Raw genomic sequence first — 1759 nt, 5'->3', positions numbered from 1 at the left:
CAGCCGTGGACAATGCGCCAGTTGTCGGTAGCGGGATCATCGTGTCGATCATGGTCAACCCCGTCGTCCATATCCCCGGGTGTCTTCCGCCTGCGCTCGCGCAGACCTTATGGATAGCGCGCGAACACTTCAGTCGAGCCGTCGCGTTTCACGAGCAGCACGTTGTAAGATGCGGCCGCGCCCTGCTCCATGCCTGGCGAACCCGCAGGCATTCCAGGAACGCTCAGCCCGATCGCGTCGGGCCGCTCCGCCAGCAGCCGCTTTATTTCGCTCGCCGGCACGTGACCCTCGATCGTGTAGCCTTCCACAATGGCGGTGTGGCAAGAGGCGAGTTCGGGCGTTATGCCATGCTCTTTCTTGATCTTGGCGATATCCCTCACATCGATCATCGTGACCTTCATGCCCGCATCTTCGAGACGCTTTGCCCATAGGCGACAGCATCCACAGGATGGCGAGCGCCATGCGACGATGTCTTGAGCAAGGGCCGCAAGCGGCGCACTAAGGCCAAGGGCGAAGACGATGGCCAAACTTGTTTTCGATTTTGACATGTCAGTCTCCTGGAAGGAAGCCAAGCAGGCCGCGTCGACCTGCGCTCGTCGATTCACTCGAGCAAGTATTTGATGAGCACTATTATCGCGAGAATCAGGGCTACCGGCATCAAAATCCAGAAGGGTCCCATGCTCGACATGCCCCAACCGCTCATCGTCCCGTCTGATTCCATCAGTGGCTAATTTCCCCTTTTGCAATCGTCCGCTCACTCCATGCGGCGAATTTCGTCGATGACATAGAGGCCTTTTGCATCGCGGCTCAGGGTGAACGTCACTTTGGCTCCCGGCGCCAAGCCCGTGAGGTCGATGCCGGGCGCGATGCCGAAAGCCATCGTCATGCCGGGCCAATTCAACGCGGCGATCGGCCCGTGCGTGATCAGGAGCTTGCGCTCGGTTGCATTGACGCCCTTGATGAGGCCGTCGCCAGACGCCTTGTCTGCGGCTTGGGCGACGACGAGCCGTTGCGCGGATTCGACCGCGCCGACTTTTGTCGCGCAGAGCGTGGGGACGATCGCCGAAGCAGCGAGAACCGCAACGAGTTTGACGCGGTGATGAGGAAGGTTCTGCATTATTTCTCTCCTTGGTGAACATCATTCCGCGCTTTGAAACGCGGATCGAATGGCCAGCGTCTTCGACAACCATGCTGTTTCATCGTCGCGCGGCGGCCAAAGCGCTTAATCAGCGTATAGACCGAGTGATGACGACAAGCATCAGAGCCGTCGAATGCGCCATCCCGCCAATCATCGGAACGGCGACACGCTGCATGATTTCTGATCCGGCGCCTGCGCCCCAGAGGATCGGCACGAGACCCGCCATGCTGACGCCGACCGTTTCGGCACATAACGGCGCTCTGAGACCTTCTTGGCGCAGGGCCGCTTTCCTATAAGAAACGGCCCCAGAACAAAGCCCCAGTCGGGTCGTTCCTATATAGCTGAAAGGGATTACGATATGCGCGGCTTCATGTTGAATATGCATTCAATCACGAGGCCTCCCCCCGTCAGCGGCAGACCCACACCCATTGTCCGTTATGGCGATGCCAGCACACATTATGCCTGTGTTGACCCGGAGTGCTCCAATCGCGATGCCCGTGACGGCTATGCCCGCCGGGGACCATTCCGTGAATCTGCGGATCTTGCTCCTGCATCTCTTGGGCCATTGTGGGGACGGATAGGGCCAGCATCGTCGCTAAGGCAATAGAGAGTCTAAGCATT

Annotated in this window: 3 protein-coding genes; all 3 read right to left on the bottom strand. The window is 59.1% G+C overall.

Going from position 1 to position 1759, the window contains the following annotated elements; all coding sequences use genetic code 11:
- Window positions 1-107: 107 nt before the first annotated feature.
- A complete protein-coding gene (locus tag Q8M88_RS10325; protein WP_154453983.1) occupies window positions 108-548 on the bottom strand; it encodes a DUF411 domain-containing protein in 441 nt (146 codons plus the stop codon).
- A gap of 206 nt (window positions 549-754) precedes the next feature.
- Window positions 755-1117, bottom strand: coding sequence for a copper-binding protein (locus Q8M88_RS10320; protein ID WP_154453982.1), 363 nt, complete (start codon window positions 1115-1117; stop codon window positions 755-757).
- 109 nt (window positions 1118-1226) lie between these two features.
- Entirely contained in the window at window positions 1227-1523 is a 297-nt protein-coding gene (locus Q8M88_RS10315; RefSeq protein WP_210384643.1) for a hypothetical protein, read from the bottom strand.
- Window positions 1524-1759: the final 236 nt, after the last annotated feature.

Source organism: Phenylobacterium sp., from assembly GCF_030693805.1.
Taxonomy (GTDB): Bacteria; Pseudomonadota; Alphaproteobacteria; order Caulobacterales; family Caulobacteraceae; genus Phenylobacterium.
Note: the sequence above shows the minus strand (reverse complement) of the source record. Positions and strands in the feature narration are given on the sequence as shown.